The sequence below is a fragment of the Frankia alni ACN14a genome (assembly GCF_000058485.1).
In the GTDB taxonomy this organism is placed as follows: Bacteria; Actinomycetota; Actinomycetes; order Frankiales; family Frankiaceae; genus Frankia; species Frankia alni.
Genome location: NC_008278.1, coordinates 1,575,626 through 1,598,718, shown reverse-complemented (window position 1 = coordinate 1,598,718; position 23,093 = coordinate 1,575,626). Strand labels below are relative to the sequence as shown.

The window sequence follows — 23,093 nt, the reverse complement described above, 5'->3', positions numbered from 1 at the left end:
CCACCTCCGTATGGGGTGGTCGATTTATGTCACTGCGCTCTCAGATGCCCGACTCGTTATGCTCACTTCGCGTAACACGATTGTCGGACGAGAGGACAGCGGGTGACTGGTCACACCTGGCTCTGGACGCCGCCGCGGGCCACTCCAGCCAGCGTCGGCGTCGGCCAGCTCCTGAGGGCTTACCGGCAGGCACACGGCCTGACGCAGCAGCAACTCGCCGATCGACTCGGCTTCGACCAGTCCTATGTCTCGAAGGTGGAAAGCGGCCGCCGGGCCATCCACGACATCTCGACGCTGCGCCACATCGCCCGCAACCTCGCGCTGTCCCCGGAGGACGTGGGCCTGGCGCCCGGCGCGATGGCGGACCGCCGACGGGACACCGGCCCACGCAGTCCCGCGGCCGAACAGGTCGCCGCCAGCCAGCGCGCCTGGCGGCTGACCCGCGACCACCTCAACCACCACCGGATCAGCCTGGCCCGGGCCGCGGTGCGGCTCTACCCCGAGACCGACCGGCTCGGCAGCGGGCTGCTGGCCCGGCCGGGCTGGGTCTGGGACCGGCCGGTGGACATCGACGAGGTCGCCCTGCACTGGCAGGACAAGGTCGAACCGCCGCTGATCCGCGGGGACGAGCCGGAGACGGCCGGCAGCCGCCCGCTGCTCGGCGGTGGCAGCGCGCAGACCCGGTACCAGCGTTACACCCGGGCGATGCGCGACCTCGACCGGCCGACGCTGTTCGAGAACCGGCTGAGCTTCCGGCTGCTGGACATCGGCGGCGACGGCACGGCGCCGGCGACGGCGGACAACCGGCCGACGCTGAACTTCGGCCACACGACCTACTTCGACGCTGTCGACGTGTGCGAGACGGTGGCCCACGAGGCGGCCGCCGCGATGGCCGGCACCGGGCTGTCCTGGCCGGCGCTGCCGTTCCGGGCGCGCATCGGCAACCCGTTCGACTTCGGCCGCCGGGTGGCCCTGCCGTCGATCAACACCCTGACGATCCGGCACGATCGGGGCGGTCAGGCGAGTTTCTTCCTGCACCGGCGCAGCGCGGGCTCGGTGGCGACCGCCGGCGGGGTCTACCACGTGATCCCCGCCGGGGTGTTCCAGCCGTCGGGGATCACCGCGTTCCACCACGAGGCCGACTTCGACCTGTGGCGCAACATCATGCGGGAACTCAGCGAGGAACTGCTCGGCAACCCCGAGCACGACGGCAGCTCGTCGCGCCCGATCGACTACGACACCGACGAGCCGTTCCGCTCCTTCGAGCAGGCGCGGCGGGCGGGCTCGGTGCGGGTGTCGTACTTCGGCATCGGCCTCGACGCGTTGACCTTGTTCGGCGAGATACTCACCGTCGTGGTCATCGATGCGGACGCCTTCGACAAACTGTTCGGCGGGATGGTGCAGAGCAACGCCGAGGGATCCGTCGTCACGGCCGGCCCCAACCGGGCGGTGACCGAGGGCATCCCGTTCACCCACACCGCGCTGCGCCGGCTCGTCGACACCGAGCCCATCGCTCCGTCGGCGGCGGCGTGCCTCGAGCTCGCCTGGCGCCACCGCGAGACGCTGCTGCCCGGCGTGCGCGCCCGGACGGCGTCCTGATCCGGGACATGCGCGTTCTGGTCACCGGTGCGTCCGGATTCATCGGCGGAGTGGTCACGGACGCGCTCGCGGCCGACGGCCACGCGGTGACCGCGATGGTCCGCGACCGCACCTCGGCGCCGGCCTTCGCCCCCGGCGTCGAGGTGGTGGCCGCGGACCTGCTCGACCCGCGGCAGCTCACCGCCGCGGGGGTGGACCGGGGCTTCGACGGGGTGTGCCATCTCGCGGCCCTGACCCGGGTCAGGGAGTCGCGGATGGCTCCCCTGCGCTACTTCCAGGCCAACCTCACAGGCACCGTCAACCTGCTCACGGCGCTGGAGATCGGCACGGAGCGGACCGGAGTCGCGCCCGCGTTCGTGTTCGGCTCCAGTTGCGCCGTCTACGGCGACGTCGATCTCACCGGCGTCCCGGAGAGCCGCCCGCCGGACCCGTCCAACCCCTACGGCGCGTCCAAGCTCGCCGCCGAGCGCCTGCTGAGCCACCAGGCCGGCACCGGCCTGGTCGGCGCGGTCATCCTGCGCTCGTTCAACGTCGCGGGCGCCGTCGAGGGGCACTACGACCGGGACGACAGCCGGATCATCCCGGCGGCGATCGCGGTGGCCTCCGGGCGCCGCGACGTCTTCCGGGTCAACGGGGACGGGCAGGCGCTGCGGGAGTACGTCCACGTCCGGGACATGGCGGCCGCCTACCACGCGGCGCTGACGGCGGCCACGCCGGGACGCTGCTCGGTGTTCAACGTGGGCAGCGGCGTCGGGGTGAGCATCATCGACGTGCTGGCGGCCGTCGGCCGGGCCAGCGGACGCCCGGTGCGGCGCATCCACTGCCCGCCCGTCCTCGAGCCCAAGGCCCTCATCGGGGACAGCCGGCGGATCCGCACCGAGCTGGGCTGGGGCTCACCCCAGTCGAGCATCGACCAGATCGTCGCGGACGCCTGGCGGTACGGCCGGGCGTCCGGCGGGACCGGCGTGCCGCCGCGCCAGCGCAACGTACCGATCATCACCTGACGCCGCGCGGCGTCCCCGACAGCGTCCGGCGGTGTCCGGAGGTGTCCGGCGTCGTCCCGCGGCGGACATCCCGGGCTACCGCCCACGGTGCACACCCCGTAACCTGTAGCGAAGTGTGACCTCTGGGCTCGAGACCAGCGCTTCCGGCGCGGCCGGCTCGGAGTCACATCCCGGACGACGGGGTTCGGCGAACTGGTCGGACCGACCCGGTCGGTTCCGTCGGCAGAGAGTTCCGACCCGCGCGACGATGGATCCTGACAGGCTTTCCCGACCCCGAAGGGCTGGCTGTGATGGTGGCGGACCGACACCTGGGCCTGCGGCCCTGTCACGTCTACGACTACGACGGCGAGTACCTGGGCTCCTTCACCAGCTGGTCGGCGGCGCACGCGTGGGCCCACCTGCAGGCCGCGATGGGTGGCGTCCCCGGGCCGTTGGAGGTCGAGGACCGGCAGCTCGGGCAGCGTCGACGCGTCTGGGTGGACCGCTGCGCGGACCTGCTCCCCACCCCGCCCACGGCGACCGAGGGCCCCGGCGCGACCGAGCAGCCCAGCGCGGCGGAGACGCCGGCCGGAGCCGCCCACGCCCCGCGGGCCGGCGACGCCGGGCCCGGGGCGCTCACCCGGGAGCACGACGCGACGGGCGGGGCCGTCGCCGAACACGGCGCGATCGCCGCGGCACTCGGCGTCGCCGTGCTCTGCGACGTCCTCGACGCTCCGACCGTCATCCCCGCGCAGCCTCGCCGGTCGGACTGATCCGCGGGGCCGCGGGTCCGCCGGGCGAGCCGCGTCCCCCGGACGACGACGGGTAGTCACCGGTTCCGCAATCCACACCCAGAAACATCGCCGGTGGCCCGAAAGGGCGACTTCCCGGCACGAGAACCCCAACACATCACCACCGCCCGCGAACGCACGGGCCGGCCGGCAGGCAGGTCCGCCGACCGGCCCGAATCCGCCGGGCCGGCCGGCAGGTGCGGGACGGGCCGTCGGTCCGGCTCGCACCGCGGCACTCCGGTCTGGTCGCGTCGGGCGAGGCCCACCCGCGGCGCCGACCGGACGGGCGGGGCGCCGCCGGATGCGGGCGGCGGCCTGCGCCGCAGCGGCGCCCGCCGGTGTCGGTTCGCGGCCTCGCGCGCATCGGGCGGGGCAAACCGATCGTCCTGGGGTCGACGGGCGCCGACATAAGGCCCAGACTGTCCGTGAGCGGACATACTTGACCGACCTTGGCGGACGTTGGCCTATCCTCGTATACCGAATGCGACGAAGCCTCCCGTGCCGCCGGAGCTCGCCGGGAACATCCGTGGGCCACCCGACAGAGCACCTGGTCAGCTCCGCGCACTAATCTGACGTCTGTCGTGGCCCGGATCATCACCCGGGACGGGCGCCATACGGGACTCCGCCCGAACGACCGACGACGAGACGCTCCATGGGGGAGACGAAAGTGGACGAGCAGACCGCTGGGACCGGTAACCCCCGGCCCACCGCGCGCCTGGTGGTCGACGTGGTCCGTGCGCTGCGTGGATGGGTGGTGGCGGCAGCCGGCGGCGTCCTGCTTCTCGGCTGCTACCTGGGCGTCTCCAAGGAGACGGACGTCGCGCTGCAGCTACCGTACGTGGTGTCCGGCGGTTTCGGCGGGTTGGCGCTCGTCCTGATCGGCAGCGCGTTGCTGGTGGCCGACCGCTTCGATGCGGCCCAGGCCGCGCAGGCCCGCACCGTCGGCCAGGTCGACGATCTGCACTCGCTGATCATCGCGGCCGCGACCGTGGGTGAGCAGGCCGGCGGCGCGCTGCCCACCACCCCGGCCCAGGCGGCCTACCAGCAGCAGCCCGCTGCCCCACCGCAGAACGCCTACTACAACACAGCCGGTGACTCCGCGCCGGGCGGATCGACCCGCCCGGCGGGCGTCAGCGCCCCCGGCCCGCGCGCCTGACCGCCGGCGACTGCCCGCATCGCGACGGCGTTCCGGAAGGCACACGTTCCCGTGATCACACTTGACCCGGCCGGCGCCGGACCACGCCGAGGGGGTGGCCGATGACCAGCATCGATCTGGCGCTGGCCGGGCTCTCACTGGGCGCGATCGCCGCCCTGTCCGGCATCGGCCTGCTGGTCACCTATCGCACCAACGGCGTGCTCAACCTCGCCCAGGGCGGGATCGCCACCCTGGTGGCCTACGTCTTCCGCGAGATGGTCGTCGAGTGGGACCTGCCGATCTGGCTGGCCGCCGTGGTAGCCCTCGCCGTGGTGTCCCCCGGCATCGGGCTGCTGCTCGAACGGCTGGTGTTCCGGCCGCTGGCTCGCCGGCGGGCGTCGGCCGCCGAATCCCTCGTCGCCAGCCTCGGTGTGCTGGTGCTCAGCCTCGGCATCACCGCGGGCATCTGGGGGCTGGGGGCGCGCAGCGACGCTCCCAGCATCTTCCCGAACTCGTCGGTACGGCTGTTCGGCGATTCCCGGGTCGGCGTCGACGCGCTGGCCGAGCTGATCATGGTCGTGGTGTTCGCGGCGGTCATCGGCATCATCGCCGCCCGCACCGCCTTCGGCCGCCAGATCCGGGCCGTCGTCGACGACCGCCAGCTCGCCGAGCTGTCCGGCGTGCCCGCGGACAAGGTGGCGGCCGCCGGCTGGGCCGCCGGCACCACGATGGCGGGCCTGACCGGCATCCTGCTCGCCCCCCGCTTCCAGCTCACCCCCTACGGCCTGACCCTGCTGGTCCTGGAGACCTTCGCGGTGGTCGTGGCCGCCCGGCTGTCGAGCATGCCGGTCGCGGTCCTCACCGCCCTGGGCATCGCCATCCTGCAGAGCGAGCTCAAGCAGTTCACCCTGCACGGCGACGCCGGCCAGATCCTGACCGTGCTCCAGTCGAACCTGTTCATCGTCGCCCTGCTGGTCCTGCTGCTGGCCGTCCCCAAGCTGCGGGAGCTGGGCTCGGGCGACTCCGGCGCGACGGCCAGCTTCTCCAGCCGCGGCGCGCCACCGTCCGGGCGAGTCAGCGGCGCCCGTTTCCGGCGGGACTACCTCGGCAAGCTGGGCGGCACGGCGCTGCTGCTCGCACCGCTCACCTTCGCGCCCTCCGACCTGCGCTCGGCGTTCATGGTCCCGGCGCTGGCCCTGATCTTCCTGTCGATGGTGATCGTCACCGGCTACAGCGGGCAGCTCTCCCTCGGCTCCGCCGGCTTCGCGGGTCTCGGCGCGCTGCTGTCGCTCAAGCTCGCCAACGGCGACCTGTTCGGCCTGCCGGCGATCCCCGGGATCGCGTCGATGTTCGTCGGTGCGCTGTTCGTCGCCCCCATCGGCCTGATCACCGGTTACCCGGCGATCCGGCGCCGCGGGCTGACCCTGGCCCTGACGACCTTCGCGGTCGGCGCGGTCGTGAGCCGGTTCGTCTTCGAGCAGCCCACCTTCGCCACCGGGCTGTACCTCGACCCGCTGTCGCTGTTCGGCTGGGAGCTGTCCGAGAAGGCCTTCTACGTCTTCGAGCTGATCTGCCTGGGGATCGGCCTGCTCGTGGTGCGCAACCTGCACCACGGCCGGCTCGGCCGGGCCCTGCTCGCCCTGCGCGACCACTCCGAGGGCGCGGCCGCGGTCGGCGTCGACGTGCGCAACCTCAAGCTGCTGGCATTCACCGTCTCCTCCGTCGTCGCCGGCCTGGGCGGGACGCTGCTGGTGCACAGCAGCTACTCGTTCTCCGCCGACGACTTCGCCCCGCTACAGAGCCTGCTGTGGTTCACGGCGGTCATCGTGTTCGGCGCGGACAGCGCGGCCGGCGCGATCGTGGCCGCGGCGTTCATGGTCACGATCGACGTGCTGGCCCCGGCCGGATCGTCGACGCTGGCCATCGGCATCCTGGCCCTCGCGCTGGGTTGGATGCCCGGCGGGCTCGCCTCTGCCGTGCGCGGGGGGCTCCGGCTGCTCGCCCAGTACCTCGCCGACAGCTTCGTCGACCCCAACCAGCGGGCCCCGCGGCCGGTGCCGGTGCGCATCTCCGCGGTGGGCCACCTGCCGGCCACGACGGGCATCACCGGCAGCACCGGCATCCCCGGGGTCGGCTCGACTCTGGGGGCGGCCCGTGCCGGGCACTACGCCCGCTGGCCGCTGTCCGGTAACCAGCTCGGCCTGCCCGCGGACGCTCCCCACCTCACGCCGTTCGGCGCCAGCCTGGTGGCGATGGTCCAGCAGTACGCCGCCGGCCAGACCGCGGTGGCCCGTCAGCGGCAGGCCACGGGCACGGACGGCGCCCCGCGCCCGACGGTGCCGCAGCCGTCCAGCGCCGGCGCCGGCACTGGGGCTGGAACCGGGACCCACCCAGCCGAGGGAGGCCGGGCATGAGCCGGCACGTGCTGCAGGCCGTGGGCCTGGTGCGCCGCTACGGCGGCCTCACCGCGGTCGACCACGTCGACCTCGTCGCCCCACCGGGCATGATCACCGGTCTCATCGGGCCGAACGGCGCCGGCAAGTCGACGCTGTTCAGCCTGCTCACCGGCGTCGAGCAGCCCGACGAGGGCAAGGTCGTGCTCGGCAGCACCGACATCACCCGGATGCGGCCGGACATCCGGTCGCGCCGCGGCCTGGTCCAGACCTTCCAGGTCCCCTCGCTGTTCCCCACCCTCACCGTCGCGGACAACCTGCTCGTCGGCGCGGAGAACCGACGCCGGGACTACGCCGGCGGCCTACTGGGCCTGTCCGCCCAGGGCCGGGGCCGGGTGAGCCACAGCATCGAGCGCGGGCTCGAACGGCTGGGGCTCGCGCCGAAGGGGCCGGTGACCCAGATCGTCGAGGAGGTCCTGGACTCCCTCGGCCTGTCCGACGTGCGTGACACGATCGCCGGCACGCTGCCCACCGGGGCGCTGCGGCTGGTCGAGTTCGCGCGGGCGCTGTGCGCGCGCCCGGACATCCTGCTGCTCGACGAGCCCGCCAGCGGCCTGGACAGCGAGGAGACCGCCAAGCTGTCGCAGTTGCTGCGGCGGACCGCCGCCGGCGGGGTCGGCATCGTCATCGTCGACCACGACGTCGACCTCGTGTTCTCCGTCGTCGACCAGGTGTACGCGATGGTCGGCGGCCGGGTCGTCGCGTCCGGCGACCCGCAGACGGTCCGCAACGACCCGACCGTGCGGTCGGTGTACCTGGCGCAGGCACCCCTCGCCGCGGCGGGGCAGTCCGGGGAGGCACGGTGACGACGGCAACCGCCGAGCTCGCACTGACGGGGGCCCGCGCCGGCTACGGCACGGTCGAGGTCCTGCACGGCCTCGACCTCGCCATCCCGGCCGGGAAGGTGACCGCCCTGCTGGGGGCGAACGGCGCGGGCAAGTCGACCACGCTGCGGGTGCTGTCCGGGCTGATCCCGCTGCGGGCGGGCACCCTGACCTGGCGCGGCGAGGACATCACCCGGCTGTCCACCGTCGACCGGGCACGCCGTGGCCTGATGCTGGTGCCGGACGAGCGGGCCGTGTTCGCCACCCTGTCGGTCCGGGACAACCTGCAGATCATCGCCGAGGCGAGCGGGCATCCCGACATCACCCCGGCGCTGGATTCGTTCCCCCGGCTGCGCGAGCGGCTCACCCAACGGGCCGGTTCGATGTCCGGCGGCGAGCGCCGGATGCTGGCCCTGGCCAGGGCCCTGCTCGCCCGCCCCTCGGTGCTCATGGTCGACGAGCTGTCGCTCGGCCTGTCCCCGAAGGTCGCCGCGGACCTGTTCGGCTGGCTGGCGACCGTGGCCGCCTCCGGCACCACGGTCCTGCTCGCGGACCAGTACACCGAGCAGGCGCTGGCCATGGCCGACCTGGTCTACGTCCTGCACCGGGGGGAACGGTCCTTCGTCGGCACGCCCGCCGAGTTCGCCGGCGGCACGCCCGCCGGCGCCTCAGCCTGAACCACCTCAGCCTGAACCACTACTCCCCAGCCTCGGCGGCCACCGCCCGTCGACAGTCCTCCTGTCCACGGGCGGGGCCGCCGGCCGTCAGCCCGCCGGGTAGGGCAGGTTCGGGACGGTGAAGCAGTTGGTGTTCATGTCCTTGACCTGGGACTCCCAGCCGCCCTTGCCGCCGTTCGCCGAGTCCTTCCAGCGGGCGACGTTCAGGCAGTTCTTGTCCTCGGCGGGTGGCTGCGCGGCCTTCGTGAAATTGCGACCGGTCGGGATGAGCAGCCCATGGCCGTCATAGTCCTTGCCGCTGTTCATGAACGCCTCGACGCAGGTGCGGGTCACGTTGGCGCCGCAGGAGCGGATCGCGTCGGTCAGCCACTGCGCGGAGGCGTAGCCCTCCAGCGTCCAGAGGTTCTCCTTGGCCACCCGGTCGGGCGCCGCCGCCTGGAGATCCTTCTGGAACTGTGCCACCGCGGGGATCGAGGTGTCCTGGTAGTTGGCCGAGCCGCTGGTCGAGTAGATCGTGTTCCGGCAGTTCGGCGATGCGCTGTACACCTGGCCGATGTTGTTCGCCCAGCCCTGCGGCGTGGTCACCTTGGCCTGCAGGCCCAGCTTCTGGCTCTCGATGGAGTTGCAGAGCTGCGCGTTGCCACCGTCGTCCATCGCGTCGAAGACGATCTGCACACCGCGCCGCTTGAGGTCGAGCACGGCGGAGTCCCAGTTCGGCGCCCCGAGGTTGATCTGCTCCTCGACGACGCTGTAGCCCTCCTTGCGCAGGCCGTCGGCCACCGACTTGGCGTAGCGCTGGGACGGGGCCACGTTGTAGTACACGACCCCGGCGACGTTGGTGTGCAGGTTCTGCTTGAACCAGCGGTAGATCTCGGTCCCCGCGTACAGCGTGCCGTTGTAGCCGGGGCGGTCGCCGTTGCGCGGGTAGTAGCTGCCGTAGATCGAGTACAGGTGCGGGTACTGGTCGTACTCGGTGCCGACGGGCTGACCGCCGATGTCGGGCACGCCCTTCGAGTTGATGTACTGGGCGCCCGCGTAGTTGAAGGCGGTCACGCCGGCGAGCGCGAAGACCTTCTGGTCGTCGACGAGTTTGTGCGCGCAGCTCACGTTCCCGTCGGGGCTGCCCTTGTCGTCGCACTCGGCGAGGTTCACGCTTCGGCCGTTCACGCCGCCCGCCGCGTTGAGCGCCTTGAAGTAGGCCCGCGCCCCGTACAACGAGGCGGAGAACGTGTCGGGGCCGAATCCGCTACTCAGACCGGCGATCGTCCCGATCTTGATCTCGGTGGGGGTGACCCCGACGTCGGAGGCGGTGTTGTTCGAGGCGCCGGCCTGCGTGCTGGCGGCCGTGGTCGGCCCGGTGTTGCCCGCACGGCTGCCGCAGGCGACGAGCGCCAGCGACGACAGCACGACGGCGGCGACGAGCGATTTCGCTCGCATGGACATGCTCTCCCCTGGTAGATCGGTGACGCTCGCACGGTACGGCCGGATCGACGTCCTCGATACGTCAGGCTGACGACAGCCAACCAGCCGCCGCTGACCACGTACCGTTACATCAACCAGCGTTGCGTACAAACATGCGGCGCCACCAGCTTCGACGCACCGCAGGCACGCTCGCGCGCTCCACCGGTGCCTCCTCCGCGGTCGGGGAGCTGTCCCCGCCCACGCCCTTACCGCCCTCCCCGTCACCCGTTCCCGCGCCCCCTGGCGCCACGACGTCGCTGTCGGTGGCCGGAGCTGCGGATGGGAGAACGCCGGTCCCCGTCCGGCTGCCGCCCCCGTCGGTGGCCGGAGCCGCCGCGAGGACCGCCTCCGTCCCGGAGGGCTCGGCTACCGTACCGCCCGCCAGCTCCGCCACCGGCGTGGCATCGCCCGGGGCCTTCGCCGACGCCGACGGGATCGTGCTCCCCAGCCGGGCCATCGCCTCGTCAAGGGCTGCCAGAACCTGCCCGAGCGTGGCCACCGGGTCCTCCGCCACGCTGGGGGCCGAGGTCAGCCCGGTCCCGGTTCCGGGCGTGGCGGCCGGTTCGGCCGGCACCTTCTGCGCAACCTGTACAGGCGGCTGCGCCGGCACGGCGCCCCGCGCCGCCTCCGCAGCCGGCTCGGACTCTGCGACCGGCTCGGACTCTTCGACCCGCTCCGCGGCCGCTTCCCCTTCCGGGGCCGGCTCCCCCGCCCCCACCGGCTCGACGGCCAGCTCGGGCACGACGGCCGGCTCGGACACGACGACCGGCTCGGACACGACGGCCGGCTCGGACACGACAACCGGTCCGGACTCCGCGACCGGCTCCAGCTCCGCGACCGGCTCGGGCACAACGGTCGACTCGGCGACGACGGCCGGCTCGGACACGACGGCCGGCTCGGACACGACGGCCGGCTCGGACACGACAACCGGTCCGGACTCCGCGACCGGCTCCAGCTCCGCGACCGGCTCGGGCACAACGGTCGACTCGGAGACGACGGTCGGCTCGGGCACAACGGTCGGCTCGGGCAGAGCGGCCGCCTCGGGCTCGCCGGTCGGCGGGATCTCCGCGAGCGGCACCGGGGCGGCCTCGGCGACCGGCTCGGTCGCCGGCACCGGCTCGACGGCCGCCTCCGTGACGGGTACGGAGTCGCCCGGGATCTCGGGGATCGTGGCAGCAGGCTGCGGCAGCCGATTGAGGATGAGGCCGCCGGGGCCCTGCGCGCGGCGCACCTGTCCGGTCTGGGCGAGCCGACGGCAGACCTGGTTCACCGTGCCCCGGCTCGCCCCGATCGCCGCCGCCAGCCTGCCGTCGTCCAATCCATCGGGAACCTTGGCGAGCTGGTCGAGTATCCGCTCAGCAACAGTAGCCACAAAGCGGGACGCTATACGCTAACTGCTGCCCGGTGGCAAGCGGGGTCGTCCCACGCGGTAATCGTGTCCATACTGCTGCCGTTGGCATCCGCGCAGTCGGTCGCGCCCGCCCGCGACCCCGCTCGGTAGATCCCCACCTGGGCGGATCCGCACGAGACACGGCGATCCCCCGGACCACCGTCGCCCACCGATGCCCACCGATGCCCGCGCAGCGCCAGCGGCGACCGGTGTAGCCGGCGTTGTCCCCATGGGCGTGGACGACCGCAGGACGGAGTCGAGCCCGCAGAGCCGGTTCCGCCACGCACGGCGCGTCACCATGAATGACTCGTCAATGACGGCTGACTATATTTCGCCGGAGAGTCGCGGCGAGGCCAGGGTTCGGACCCACTCCGCCGGACTGCCGGACTGCCATGGCCGTCCGGCCCGTCCAGCACGGAACGGGTCGACGTCTTTCCCCGCCTGGGGGCGAGGGTCCACCTTCACACCCACCGGGAAGGCAGGCGCGTCGTGCTGAGGTTCGCGATTCGCCGGTTCAGCCGGTGCCGGTCCTGCCCGTGCAGCCACCCCGCGTCCCGCGGCGGTGTTCCCGGCTGCCGTGTTCCCGGCTGCCGTGTTCCCGGCTGCATTGTTCCTGGCTGCCGTGTTCCTGGCTGCATTGCCGGTCAGGCCGGGGCATCCATGTCGAAACCGTGGTGACCGGATGAGACATGCGCAACCGCGACAGACGCTGGAATCGGCGTTCGACCCGCGCCGGAACAGTTTCGGTTTCCTGCGGATCGGGCTGGCAATGGTCGTCTTCGTCCAGCATGGCCTGGCTGCCGGGGGATTCGCCTCCGCGCCCACCGCCCAGTACGACCCGGCCGTACTCGCCGTCGACTGCTTCTTCGCCATCAGCGGCTTCCTCATCACCCGCAGCCGCGTACAGGTCAGGTCCACCCCCCGGTTCCTGTGGCACCGGTTCCTGCGCGTCCTGCCCGGGTTCTGGATGTGCCTCGTCGTCGTCGCGATGGTCGTCGCCCCGCTCGGCTGGCTGCACGAGCACCGGACGCTGGCCGGCTACTTCGGCTCCCACCCGCACGGCCCCTTCACCTACCTGATCGCGAACAGCCTGCTGGTGATGCGCTTCTACGACATCGCCGGCACCCCGCGGCAGGTGCCCATCGCCGAGGTGCCCGGGGGGCCGGTCGCGTGGGACGGCTCGCTGTGGACCCTGTTCTGGGAGGCGCTGTGCTACCTCGGCATCGCCGCGCTGGGCGCGTACGGCCTGCTGCGCCGCCGACGGGCGGTGGTCGGCGGCCTCACCGTGGCGGTGTGGGTGGTGTGGGTGCTGCGCTGGCTGGTCCCGGGGCGTCTGCCCGCGCTGCTCGCCGGCGACCTGGTCGGCGCCTCGGTGCGCCTGGGCTCGCTGTTCCTCGCGGGCGCGCTGCTGTTCCTGTATGCCGACCGGGTGCCGTTCTCCTCGCGGCTGGCCCTGCTCGCGGTCGCGCTGACCGCTGCGGGACTGCTGTGTCCGGACGGGCACACAGTGATCAGCCTTCCGCTGGCCTACGTGTGCGTGTGGGCGGCGCTGCGGCTGCCACTGTGGAAGATCGCCGCCCGCAACGACCTGTCCTACGGCACGTACATCTACTCGGCGCCGGTGCAGCAACTCCTCGCCGTCTACGGCCTGCACCGCCTCGGCCTGGTGGCCTACTTCCTCGCCTGCCTGGCCGCCACGACCCTGCTGGCGCTGGCGAGCTGGCGGCTCGTCGAGCGGCCGGCGCTAGGCCTGAAGAACCGATCCCTGCCCGGTCCGGGTAGTCGGGCGATCTTCGCGCGGACGCGGCATCGGCGCCGGGGATCGTCTGTCGCCCGCGTGTCGGCGATCCCCGCTCAGCGTCGCGGCGGGGGCGAACGGGCGGCCGGGGCCGATGAGGATCCGGCTGGGCACGCCGTCGTCGGCGAACAGCAACAGGGCGAGCAGGATCCACAGGAAGAGGGCGACGCGGTTGGCGGTCAGCACCGGTAGGCCGAGCGTGCTTGCCAGGCACAGCACGGTCACGCAGGTGGCGAAGCGCTGTTCCGCCGGCTCGCGCCGCGCCCGGGTGCGCCACCAGGTGACGGCCACGAGCAGCAGGACACCGGCGAGCAGGGCGACGCCGAGCAGACCGCCCGCGACCATGGCCTCGGCCCAGGCGCTGTCGTAGGGGACGGCGAGGCCGCCGGCGCCGTAGCCGAGCCAGGGCCGGGTGTCGAGGACGAAGTTCCAGGCCCGCGCGGAGGCTCCGAGCGGCCGGAACCGGTCGGCGGTGTACTGGGCGAACAGGCCGTTGGAGCCCGCCCCGGGGATCAGCATCCGCAGCATCCAGGAGCCGTTCCATCGCGCGAGCCCCAGCTCGCCGCCCAGGACGCCGCCCAGGGCCAGCCCACCGCCGACGGTCGACAACCGGCGCAGCGGACGCCCGAGCCTGGCCGCCTGCCACAGCGCCAGCGGCAGCCCGCACAGCAGGAAGATCTTGGAGACGCACAGCAGGCCGCCGACGAGGATCGGCAGCACGGCGAGCGCGAGGACGACCGGCCGGTCGCGACCGCGTTCGGGTCGGGCGAACAGGTGGACGGCCGCGAACAGGGCAAGGGAGTAGGCGACTCCCGCCTCCACCGGCTGGTTGAAGATCCCGGACAGTCGACCGTTGTTCGCCGCCAGCACGGCCACACTCTGCCCGTCCAGGGCGACACCACCCCAGAAGGCGGAGAGAACGGGCGAGAGGTCGGCGAACAAACCCAGCACCGCGATCACACCGTTGAACATCATCATCGGTACGAAGATCTGGCAGAACCGGTCGAGTGCGGCCTGTCTGGTATAGCCCGCCGCCAACCACCGACCGACCATGAAAAGCACCGCCGCGGGATAGACGTAGTTGTCCACTCCGGCCTGGAGGGAGCCGGGAAAGAAATCCCCAGAAACCGTCACGCCAATCGAGTCCAACACCACGTAGAAAGCGAAGAAGGTCCAGATCAGCGCCACCAGAAGATGCCGCGGCCCCAGTCCACGGAAGATCCCGCCGAACGGCAGGGCGAGGAGCAGGCCACCGTAGACGACCACCTGCTCCGTCCGTATTCCGCTCACCACATACGGCCCGAATCCTGCCACGACAGCCAAACTCAGCCAGATGGTGGCGCCAGGCCTCGGAGCGACTTTTTCAGGTGGAGACACCGTCGCATCATGGCACACGACCAAGCCGCCTCCGCGCGATTGTTTGGTCGACCGCCACGGAAAGAGGACCTTGGCCGCACCGGTTTCCGGCCGAGGCCACCGGCGGTCCGGCCAGACCTCGACCGAGCCCGTCGACACGGACCCCGGCCGGCTGCGGATCAGTGCGGCCGGCGGTGGCGCGTCGTCGCACAAGGCGCGGCGCCGTGTGGGCTTAGCACCGCCGGGCCAGGGAAGGTCCAACGTCAAGGCGTGCCGGGAACAGCCCGGGACGCACCGATGTCGACAGCGACCGAACCCGCCGACGATCCGTCCAGGTGCACGTCCCGGACGACCGCCGCTCAGCGGGAAGCGGTCGGGGAGGCCCCCGTGACACAACCAGCCTCGGATTCCGACTCGTGGAACCGCGAGGACTCGCCCCTGGAACCCGCCGAGACGTTCGACAGCGATGACCTCGGCTCGACCGACGCCGGCCGAGACCCGCTCGACGACAGCTGGGAGGCTCCGGACCGACCGAGCGCGAGTGTCCGGTACCCGCACACGCCGCGGGAGGAACGCGAGGGCTCGTCCTTCGCGGAGCAGCTCGCGGCCGAGCAGCCGGACACCGACCCCTACCTGGAGGCCGAGCGCCGGGAGTCGGGCCGGGTCCTGCGGGCTGACGTCAACGGCGAGGACACCTCCGCCTTCGAGGACACCGACTTCGAGGACTCCGCCTTCGATGGCGACGAGAACGCAGCGACCAGGAATTCCGCGGCCGAGGAGAGCGCCCTGCACCTGGAGTGACCGCCCGTGACGCCACACCCCGGGCATCGGGCGGCGAGCCGGGCGCCGACATGATCGGCGTCGTCAGGCGCGGACCGCTGCCTGCTACGGCTACGCTGCTCGGGTGACGGCCGCGATCCCGCATCCGGACCAGCGCCCGCCCGCGCCGGTCGTGGCGGCCGGGCCAAGGGTCTGGTCGCCTCGGGTCTGGTCGCCTCGGGCCCGCTTGGGCGGGTTCGCCGCGGTGGGCGCGATCGCGGCCGCCGCCGCCGTGCGGGTGTACCTCGTCGACCCGGCTCAGCCCGGCCACTACCCCACCTGTCCGTTCCGCTGGGCGACGTCGATGGACTGCCCGGGGTGCGGCACGCTGCGCGGACTGCACCAGCTCCTGCACGGCCATCCCGGCGCGGCCGCGGACTACAACCTGTTCTTCGTCGTCGCCGCGCCGATGCTGGTCGTCGGCTGGACGGTGGCGGTGGCGCGGGCCACCGGCTGGCAACACCCGCTGCCCCGCGTCCCCGCCCGGCTGCTGCCGATCATCCCGGTACTGGTCATCGCCTTCTGGGTGCTGCGCAATCTGCCGTTACCCGGCTGCACGTGGCTCGCGTCGTAGCGCAGCGCCCAGAGATCCCCGTCGCGGCCCGGCTTCGCGGCACAGTGGATCACCGAGAGTCCGGCTCGGGCACTGGTCAGCGCCGGCCCAGCAGGTAGCAGGCGATGGCGGCGGTGGCGGCGACGTTGAGCGAGTCGACGCCGTGCGCCATCGGGATGCGGGCCCGCGCGGTCGCCGCCGCCTGCGTGGGCTCGGACAGACCGGCCCCCTCGGTGCCGAGCAGGAGCGCGACGCGCGCCGGCGCCCCAGCCGCCGGGTCCGCCGGATCCACGGTCGACCCGGGGGCGGCCGTGCCGGAGTCGGGCGGACCGGAGCCGGGCGGACCGGAGCCGACCGGGTCCACGGTGGCGAGCTGGGCGGCGAACTCGCCGAGATCGGCGGCGTCGGCGGCGGGGGTCAGCGCCAGCAGGGTGAATCCGGCGTCGCGGAGTAGGCCCAGCGCACCCGGCCACGGATCAAGCCGGGCGTAGGGCACGGCGAAGACCTCGCCCATCGAGACCCGTACGGAGCGGCGGTAGAGCGGGTCGGCGCAGCGGGGGCTGAGCAGCACCGCATCCATCCCGAGACCGGCGGCCGAGCGGAAGATCGCCCCCAGGTTGGTGTGGCTCACGATGTCCTCGCAGACGAGGACCCGCCTCGCGGCGGCGAGCACGTCCGCCGGGGCCAGCGGTGGGCGTCGGCACATCGACGCGAGCGCGCCGCGGTGCACCTCGAAGCCGGTGATGGCGGCGAGCACGTCGGCCCCGGCCACGTAGACGGGGACATCCGCCGGCAGGTCCGCCGGCACCGCGCCCAGCCGGGCCGGGGAGACCAGGACCGAGCGGGGCCGGTAGCCGGCCCGCAGCGCCCGGGTGATGACCCGCTCGCCCTCGGCGATGAACAGCCCGTCGGCTGGCTCCCGGCGCCGGCGCAGGGCGACATCGGTGAGGGCGACGTAGTCGTCGACGCGGGAATCCGCCGGGTCGTCGATTGCCACGATCCGCGTCGAGGCCGGCATCGAGACCTGCGCCGCGGCGGATCCGGGCAGGTCAGCGGGCACGCCGGAACCTCCGGACGCGGCCGGTGACACCCGGGCGTAATGAGCGGGACGCAGAATCGGCGCCCATGACCGAGCCGCACCCCACGCCCCCACCGGCACCGGCCGCAACGCCGACACCGACACCGACGCCGGCATCCACGCCGGGGCCCGCCGTCTCCCGTCCCATCACCGCTCCCGTTCCCGCCGATCTGCTCGTCGTCGGCGCCGAGCTGGTCGCGACCGTGGACGCCGACCGCCGGGAGATCCGCGGCGGGTGGGTCGCGGTGACAGACGGCCTGGTCAGCGCAATCGGCGGCCCGGCCGACCCGCCGCCGGCGGCCGGACGCACCCTGCGGGCCGACGGCGCACTCGTCACGCCCGGCCTGGTGAACACGCACCATCACATTTACCAGAACCTCACCCGTGCCTTCGCTCCGGCCCTGGGCGGCACCCTGTTCACCTGGCTGTCGACGCTGTACCCGCTCTGGTCACGGCTGGACGAGGAGGCGGTGCACGTCTCGGCCTACGTCGGGCTCACCGAGCTGGCGCTCGGCGGCTGCACCACGACCACCGACCACCTTTACGTGCATCCACGCGGCGGCGGGGACCTGATCTCGGCCGAGATCGCCGCAGCGACGGCCCTCGGCGTGCGGTTCCACCCGACGCGCGGATCGATGTCGCTGTCGGTGAAGGACGGGGGCCTGCCGCCCGACTCGGTGGTTCAGGACGACGACGAGATCCTCGCCGAGTCGGCCCGGCTGGTCGCCCGCCACCACGACCGGTCGTGGGGCGCGATGGTGCGCGTGGCGCTCGCGCCCTGCTCACCGTTCTCGGTCAGCCCGGCGCTCATGCGCACCACCGCCGAGCTGGCCGAGCGGCTCGACGTGCGCCTGCACACCCATCTGGCCGAGGATCCCGAGGAGGACGAGTACTGCCTGGCGGTGTTCGGCCGCCGGCCCATCGACCAGTTCGCCGAGGTCGGCTGGGCCGGGGATCGGGCGTGGGTGGCGCACTGCATCTGCCCGAACCCCGAGGAGGTCGCCCGGCTGGGCGCCTGGGGCACCGGGGTGGCGCACTGCCCGAGCAGCAACATGATCCTCGGTGGCGGGCTCGCGCCGGTCGCCGAACTGCGGGCGGCCGGTGTCCCGGTGGGTCTCGGCTGCGACGGTTCGTCGTCGGCGGACTCGGCGTCGCTGTGGTTGGAGGCCCGCACGGCGATGCTGCTCGGCCGGCTGCGGCACGGCTCCGCCGCGATGTCGGCCCGCGACGCGCTGGAGATCGCCACCCGCGGCGGCGCGGGCTGCCTCGGCCGGGTGGGTGAGATCGGCGAGCTGTCCGTCGGGGCGGTCGGCGACCTGGTCGTCTGGCCCCTGGACGGGGTCGCCTTCGCCGGGGCGCTGTCCGATCCGATCGACGCCTGGCTGCGCTGCGGCCCGGTGGCCGCGCGGCACACCGTCGTGGCCGGCCGGCTCGTCGTCGAGGACGGCCGGCCCGTGCACCCCGACCTGCCCGCGATGCTCGACCGGCACCGCACGCTGGCCGCCGGCATCCAGGGCGCCTTCGACGACGCCGGCATCGATCCCGCCACCATCCCCCAGGCCGGCGCGGGCACGGCGGTCCGATGAGCGGCGGTCCGATGAGCGGCGGTCCGATGAGCGGCGGTTCGGTGAGCGGCGGTCACGAACCCGCCCGCGACATCAGACCGCTGACCCTCACCGAAGCCCTCGACGCGCTACCGAAGGTCGAGCTGCACTGTCACGTCGAGGGAACGATGCGCCCGGCGACCGTGGTCGAACTCGCCACCCGAGCCGGCCTCCCGCTGCCCACGACGGATGTCACCGAGCTGTACACCTACAACTCCCTCGACGAGTTCCTCACGGTGTTCTGGCTGGTCCAGTCGACCTTGACCACGCGGGACGACTGGGCGCGGCTCGGCTACGAGAGCGTGCTCGACGCGGCGGCGCACGGCCGGGTCTACGCCGAGCTGTTCTTCACCCCCGCCCGTCACCTGGCCGCGGGCTCGGCGCTGGGTGACATCGTCGCCGGGCTCAGCGAGGGCCTGGCGGCGGCCGAGACCGAGACCGGCTCGGTCGCGATGCTCATCGCGGACGTCGACCGGGCCTTCGGGCCGTCCGCCGGCGTCGCGATGGTCGAGGACCTGGTCCGGCTGCGCCGGGCCGGGGCGCCCGGCGTCGAACGGGTGCTCGGCGTCGGGATGGACTCCACCGAGCGGGGGGTGGACCCGGCCTCCTTCGCCGACGCCTACCGGCTCGCCGCCCGGCACGGCCTGCGGCGCACCGGCCACCAGGGCGAGAACAGCCCGCCGACGGCCATCGCGACGCTCGTCGACGTGCTCGGCGCCGAGCGGGTCGACCACGGCCTGTCCCTGGTTGACGACCCCGAGCTGATGACACGGTTTGCCGCCGAGCGGATCCCGTTGACCGTCTGCCCGAACTCCAACATCCGCATCGCCAACGCCTTCCCGGCGCTCGCCGACCATCCCTACCCCGCCATGCGTGCCGGCGGCCTGCTCGCCACCCTCAACACCGACGACCCGGCCCTGACCGACCTGGATCTCGGCTACGAATACGCCTCCGTGGCCACCGCGTTCGACTACTCGTTCGACGACATGGTCGCGATCGCCCTCGACGGCGTCACCGCAAGCTGGCTTCCCGACGACGACGCCCGCGCCCTGCGCGCCCGCATCCACACCGCCGCCGACACCCTGCGCCCCCGCCTCGCCGCCTCCCCCGTCTATCCAGAGGGATAAATCGGGCGCCGAGGCCTCCGGACAGACGGGGGCGTGGCTCAGGCCGGCGACGGGGAGGCGTCGGCGGTGGCCACGGCGAGGCGCTGCGCGGTGTAGAGCGGCTCGCCGAGCCGGTGGTAGAGCGACAGCTCGGTGTCGAGCCAGGACAGGTGCCGTTCCTCGTCGGCGAGAACGGTCTCGATCAGGATGCGGGTGGTCGCGTCGTGCTCGGCGGCGGCGACCTCCGCCGCCTGGTTCAGGCCGGGACGGGCGCCGCGCTGTGCCGCCAGGTCGTTCTCCAGCACCTCGCGCAGGGTCGTCCCGATGGCCGGCTTGGCCACCACGAAGTCCGGTCGGCCGCCGAGGTCGAGCAGCCGGTTCAGCACCGCGGCGATGGTGACCGGCTCGTCGGCGATCCGCTGGGCCATGCCCGCGGCCAGACCGTGCAGACCCCAGGACTCGACGAGGACCAGATGGGTGCGGTGCTGGGCGTAGCCCGCCCAGTAGCTGCCGAGCAGCTCGTTCAACAGCTCGGTGACCGGGGTGGTCTGCGTGTCAGCCATGTGTCCGTCCCTCCACTGACCCGGCGAGGCGCACCGGCACCAGCCGGGCACGGCGCCATCGTCGACTATATGTCACCGGACTAGGCACATAAACCGGGGAACTCCCATGATGATCATTTGCGAGTGATCAGGTCAGGACGGCGCCGCCGGGACGGGTGAGGCCGACGTCGAGGGCGGCGAGCAGGTCGACGAAGCCGAAGGCGGCGGGGGTGAAGGCGGCGCGGGCGTAGGCGACGACCTCGCGCAGCGGTGGTGCGGCGAGGTCGACCCGGTTCGCGGCGAGATCGTTCGGGACGGCGGGCTCGGGGACCAGGGCGGCGCCGAGCCCGGCGGCGGCGAGCCGGGCCGCGGCGTCGACCTGGCGCGTCTCCACGACGCCGCGCGGGGTGAAGCCGGCGGCCGCGCACGCCTCGCGTACCAGCTCGGACAGGCCGTGGTCCGGGGCGTAGAGGACCCAGTCCTGGTCGGCGAACGCCTGGAGCTCGATCCCGGCCCGCCCGGCACGCGGATCGGCCGCGGGGACCACGACGACGAAGCGCTCGTGGCCAAGCCCGCGGACCGGCCCCGACCAGGTCGCCGGGCGCGGGCCGATGCCGACGTCGGCCTCACCGCCCGCCATGAACGCCTCCAGCGTGCGGCGGTCGGGAAACTCGGTGATACGCAGGGTGATGTCGGGATGGCCGGGCCGCCAGCGCGCGACCGCCCGCGGCAGGACCCAGGTCGCCAGCGACGTCACGGTCGCGACGTGCAGCGCCCCGCCGCCGTGGCCGGCGGTGGCTCGGGCGCGGGCCACGGCACCCTCCGCCGCGGCGAGCGCCGAACGCGCGCCGTCGAGGAACACCCGCCCGGCCGCGGTGGGACGCACCCCGCGCGACGTCCGCTCCAGCAGGACCACGTCGAGCTGGCGTTCGAGCGCGCGGATCTGCTGGGACAGCGAGGGCTGGGCGATGTGCAGGCGGGCCGCGGCCCGGGTGAACGACTCCTCCTCGGCGACCACGATGAAATAGGCCGCCTGGCGAAGGTTCAGCCATCCCCGCATGTCTGTCGTTGTATCCCCCGTCGATCTCCGGAACCCTTGGCCGCCGGGAGGCCCATAGGTGAACCACTATCGCCCATCGGCCGTTTGCGTCTTGGACGGCTCCGGCGGCGGTGACGGACGATCGGGCGGAACGGTTCGGCTCGCCGACGACGGTGTCGGCCGCGGCGCCGCCCGACGGGCGGCGTCCTGGCGCACGGGACGCGGAGGAGCATGTCCGAGGGCAGCGCATGGGACGGGGTGGCAGCCGGCGCGGGTCGGCCGGTGACCGTGCTCGCGGGCGGCCGGGTGATCGACCCGGCGAACGGCGTCGACCGGATCGCGGACGTGTTCTGCGTCGACGGCCGGATCAGCGCCGTCGTGCCCGCCGACGAGGCGGACGCGCATCGAGCCGGCGCGAGCGGCGCGGTCCTGGCGAGCGGCGCGGTCCTGGCGAGCGGCGCGGTCCTGGCGAGCGGCGCGGTCCTGGCGAGCGGCGCGGTCCTGGCGAGCGGCGCGGTCCTGGCAAGCGGCGCGGTCGGCTCGGGCGCCGCGGGCGGCAGGGTCGAGGGCGGGGCGACGGTCATCGTCGACTGTCGGGGCCTGATCGTGACGCCGGGGCTGATCGATCTGCACACCCACGTCTACCCGGGGCTCGGCGACTTCTGCGTGCACCCGGACCGGGCCGGCGTCGACGTGGGCGTCCCGGTCGTCGTCGACGGCGGCACCTCCGGCGTGCGGACCTTCGGCCTGGCCCGGGCCTTCGTCGAGGGCCCCACCGTGCGGACCCGGGTGCTCGCCTTCCTCGACCCGTGCCTGCTGTACCTGGCGACGAAGGACTTCCTCGCGCACCGGCTGGAGATCGCAGCCGATCCCCGCAACCTCGACCTCGACGCCACCGCCGCGACCGTCGAGGCGCACCAGGACATGATTGTCGGCTTCAAGGTGCGGGCCACCGTCACCGACGACCCCCGGACCTCCCCGTTCCTGGAGGGTGCGAAGTCCATCGCCGGCAATCTGCCGATCATGGTGCATCTCGGCCGCTACCCCTACACGCCGAGCCTGGCCAACCTGGACGCGATCGCCGCCCTGCGCCCCGGCGACATCGTCACGCACGCCTTCCGCGGCCACTCCGGGATCCTCGTCGACGACGACACCGCCGTCGACGGGCGCTTTGCCGCCGCGGTCGAGGCGGGCCTGCGCCTCGACGTCGGGCATTCCGGTTCGGACTTCCGTTTCGCTGCGGCCCGGGCGCTGTTCGACCTCGGCTACCTGCCCACGACGATCAGCACCGACCTGAACCTGTTCAACACCGCCGGCCCGGTCTGGTCACTGCCCGAGACGATGTCGAAGATCTGGGCGCTCGGGGTCGACCTCGTCGACGTCATCGCGATGGCGACGGCCAACACCGCGGCGGCGATCGGGCGCTCGGCGCAGCTCGGTTCCCTCGACGTCGGGCGCGACGCCGAGGTCAGCGTCCTGCGGGTGGAGACGGGCGAGTGCTCGTTCACGGACGGGTTCGAGACCATCTCCCACCCGCGCCGGCTGACCCCGGTCGGCTGCCTCCGAGGGGGCGTTTGGTACAAAGCAACAGGGCAGTTCGGACCGGGTTACCGAGTTGACTCCCTCGACTCTGGCGACCTGAGCGATGATGGTCCGGGCACGGGAAGCCGGACGCCCCCCACCGAGACCGCCGCCGCCGGTGCCGCGCATCGACCCCCCCGATCGGTGCGCCCAGCGCCGGCGGCGGCTTCACCCCCGGCCGCCCCCGTTTTCCCGGCCGTCGCGACCTCCCCGAACACCCCGGGCACCACGGGCACCACGGGCACCACGGGCACCACAGGTTCGCCGGATGTTCCCGTGCCGACCGCGGGCCGGGGCTGAGCGC

18 protein-coding genes are annotated in these 23,093 nt (G+C 73.1%); 13 read left to right on the top strand and 5 right to left on the bottom strand.

The window, feature by feature from the left end; all coding sequences use genetic code 11:
- The first annotated feature begins 102 nt into the window (after positions 1-102).
- The 7 genes from FRAAL_RS06495 to FRAAL_RS06465 all read left to right on the top strand — a co-directional run bounded on the left by FRAAL_RS06495 (position 103) and on the right by FRAAL_RS06465 (position 8,462).
- A complete protein-coding gene (locus FRAAL_RS06495; RefSeq protein WP_011602680.1) occupies positions 103-1,599 on the top strand; it encodes a helix-turn-helix domain-containing protein in 1,497 nt (498 codons plus the stop codon).
- Positions 1,600-1,607: 8 nt separating this feature from the next.
- A complete protein-coding gene (locus FRAAL_RS06490) occupies positions 1,608-2,603 on the top strand; it encodes an NAD-dependent epimerase/dehydratase family protein (RefSeq protein ID WP_011602679.1) in 996 nt (331 codons plus the stop codon).
- Positions 2,604-2,893: 290 nt separating this feature from the next.
- Positions 2,894-3,355, top strand: coding sequence for a hypothetical protein (locus FRAAL_RS06485; protein WP_063822686.1), 462 nt, complete (start codon positions 2,894-2,896; stop codon positions 3,353-3,355).
- A gap of 685 nt (positions 3,356-4,040) precedes the next feature.
- Positions 4,041-4,529 carry a hypothetical protein gene (locus FRAAL_RS06480; protein WP_041938927.1) on the top strand — a complete coding sequence of 163 codons (489 nt, stop codon included), beginning with the start codon at positions 4,041-4,043 and terminating at the stop codon, positions 4,527-4,529.
- Between the two features lie 101 nt (positions 4,530-4,630).
- Positions 4,631-6,922 (top strand): ABC transporter permease, encoded by a 2,292-nt coding sequence (locus tag FRAAL_RS06475; RefSeq protein ID WP_011602675.1) that lies wholly within the window; start codon positions 4,631-4,633, stop codon positions 6,920-6,922.
- Complete coding sequence (locus tag FRAAL_RS06470; RefSeq protein ID WP_011602674.1) at positions 6,919-7,767, top strand: ABC transporter ATP-binding protein; 849 nt, start codon at positions 6,919-6,921, stop codon at positions 7,765-7,767. The genes FRAAL_RS06475 and FRAAL_RS06470 overlap by 4 nt, the downstream gene beginning before the upstream one ends.
- Positions 7,764-8,462 (top strand): ABC transporter ATP-binding protein, encoded by a 699-nt coding sequence (locus tag FRAAL_RS06465; RefSeq protein WP_011602673.1) that lies wholly within the window; start codon positions 7,764-7,766, stop codon positions 8,460-8,462. Before FRAAL_RS06470 ends, FRAAL_RS06465 begins: the two co-directional genes overlap by 4 nt.
- A gap of 87 nt (positions 8,463-8,549) precedes the next feature.
- Here the strand turns inward: FRAAL_RS06465 and FRAAL_RS06460 are convergent, their stop codons facing one another.
- Together FRAAL_RS06460 and FRAAL_RS06455 are read right to left on the bottom strand one after the other, a co-directional pair.
- A complete protein-coding gene (locus tag FRAAL_RS06460) occupies positions 8,550-9,899 on the bottom strand; it encodes an ABC transporter substrate-binding protein (RefSeq protein WP_011602672.1) in 1,350 nt (449 codons plus the stop codon).
- Positions 9,900-10,014: 115 nt separating this feature from the next.
- Positions 10,015-11,295, bottom strand: coding sequence for a MarR family transcriptional regulator (locus tag FRAAL_RS06455; RefSeq protein ID WP_011602671.1), 1,281 nt, complete (start codon positions 11,293-11,295; stop codon positions 10,015-10,017).
- Between the two features lie 700 nt (positions 11,296-11,995).
- Between FRAAL_RS06455 and FRAAL_RS06450 the strand changes: the two genes are divergently transcribed.
- The 3 genes from FRAAL_RS06450 to FRAAL_RS06435 all read left to right on the top strand — a co-directional run bounded on the left by FRAAL_RS06450 (position 11,996) and on the right by FRAAL_RS06435 (position 15,860).
- On the top strand, positions 11,996-13,303 hold the full coding sequence (locus FRAAL_RS06450; RefSeq protein WP_011602669.1) for an acyltransferase family protein: 1,308 nt from the start codon (positions 11,996-11,998) through the stop codon (positions 13,301-13,303).
- 1,551 nt (positions 13,304-14,854) lie between these two features.
- Positions 14,855-15,268: a hypothetical protein gene (locus FRAAL_RS06440; protein ID WP_011602667.1), complete on the top strand. Its 414-nt coding sequence runs from the start codon at positions 14,855-14,857 to the stop codon at positions 15,266-15,268.
- Positions 15,269-15,371: 103 nt separating this feature from the next.
- Positions 15,372-15,860: a DUF2752 domain-containing protein gene (locus FRAAL_RS06435; RefSeq protein ID WP_083866719.1), complete on the top strand. Its 489-nt coding sequence runs from the start codon at positions 15,372-15,374 to the stop codon at positions 15,858-15,860.
- 76 nt (positions 15,861-15,936) lie between these two features.
- On the opposite strand, the gene FRAAL_RS06430 is transcribed toward FRAAL_RS06435, so the two are convergent.
- A complete protein-coding gene (locus FRAAL_RS06430; RefSeq protein ID WP_041940236.1) occupies positions 15,937-16,857 on the bottom strand; it encodes a TrmH family RNA methyltransferase in 921 nt (306 codons plus the stop codon).
- Between the two features lie 107 nt (positions 16,858-16,964).
- Here FRAAL_RS06430 and FRAAL_RS06425 point away from each other — a divergent pair, with 107 nt between their 5' ends.
- Positions 16,965-18,503 (top strand): 8-oxoguanine deaminase, encoded by a 1,539-nt coding sequence (locus tag FRAAL_RS06425; protein WP_306282351.1) that lies wholly within the window; start codon positions 16,965-16,967, stop codon positions 18,501-18,503.
- Between the two features lie 11 nt (positions 18,504-18,514).
- A complete protein-coding gene (gene add / locus FRAAL_RS06420) occupies positions 18,515-19,648 on the top strand; it encodes an adenosine deaminase (RefSeq protein ID WP_231861538.1) in 1,134 nt (377 codons plus the stop codon).
- 38 nt (positions 19,649-19,686) lie between these two features.
- Here add and FRAAL_RS06415 read toward each other — a convergent pair whose 3' ends face one another.
- Together FRAAL_RS06415 and FRAAL_RS06410 are read right to left on the bottom strand one after the other, a co-directional pair.
- Positions 19,687-20,190 (bottom strand): ferritin-like domain-containing protein, encoded by a 504-nt coding sequence (locus tag FRAAL_RS06415; RefSeq protein ID WP_011602662.1) that lies wholly within the window; start codon positions 20,188-20,190, stop codon positions 19,687-19,689.
- 127 nt (positions 20,191-20,317) lie between these two features.
- Positions 20,318-21,229, bottom strand: coding sequence for a LysR family transcriptional regulator (locus FRAAL_RS06410; RefSeq protein WP_011602661.1), 912 nt, complete (start codon positions 21,227-21,229; stop codon positions 20,318-20,320).
- A 210-nt stretch (positions 21,230-21,439) separates the two neighbouring features.
- On the opposite strand from FRAAL_RS06410, the gene FRAAL_RS06405 reads away from it, so the two are divergent.
- Positions 21,440-23,089 carry an amidohydrolase/deacetylase family metallohydrolase gene (locus FRAAL_RS06405; RefSeq protein ID WP_011602660.1) on the top strand — a complete coding sequence of 550 codons (1,650 nt, stop codon included), beginning with the start codon at positions 21,440-21,442 and terminating at the stop codon, positions 23,087-23,089.
- Positions 23,090-23,093: the final 4 nt, after the last annotated feature.